The organism is Microbacterium sp. H6 (assembly GCF_003314775.1).
GTDB classification, from domain to species: domain Bacteria; phylum Actinomycetota; class Actinomycetes; order Actinomycetales; family Microbacteriaceae; genus Microbacterium; species Microbacterium oxydans.
Genome location: NZ_QOAY01000126.1, coordinates 3,311 through 3,829, shown reverse-complemented (window position 1 = coordinate 3,829; position 519 = coordinate 3,311). Strand labels below are relative to the sequence as shown.

1 protein-coding gene is annotated in these 519 nt (G+C 71.5%); it reads left to right on the top strand.

What is annotated here, in order from left to right:
- The coding region (locus tag DSP71_RS22080) for a hypothetical protein (RefSeq protein WP_220151099.1) at positions 1-519 on the top strand (519 nt) is incomplete at both ends.

Below are 519 nucleotides of genomic sequence, written 5' to 3'. Positions count from 1 at the left end.
CTCACGCTGCTCGTCGGCGCGGCGGCGACGCCCGCCTTCGCTGCAGCCCCGCCGCTGACCGAAGGCTTCACCGACGCGACGGCCTCGCAGCCCCCTGCCGGATGGTCGATCGACAACACCAACGTGACCGGTATGCGGGCGGACTGGCAGGGCTGGTCGTTCCACACCTCGGCCGAGGTCGTGTCGACCTGGGGGAACAGCGGCGATCGCGGCTCCTTCACACGTGCGGACGGTGTCACCGCGGTCGTGCACTCCGACGCCAACCGGCCGACGGACGGGCGCTTCAGCTCCGTGCTGTGGGCACCCGCCGTCGACCTGCAGAGTCAGGACGGGGCGGTGCGGGTGCGCTTCGACAGCCACTACAAGCAGGGGCAGTCGCCGCAGACCGCGCAGCTCGTCGCTCGCTTCGACGACGCAGCGCCGGTGGTGGTCGAGTCGTTCGCCCGGAACCGTCTCGACGAGCAGGTGGACGTCTCGATCCCGGTGCCTGCGGGGACCGATGCGGTCACGGTGGGCTGG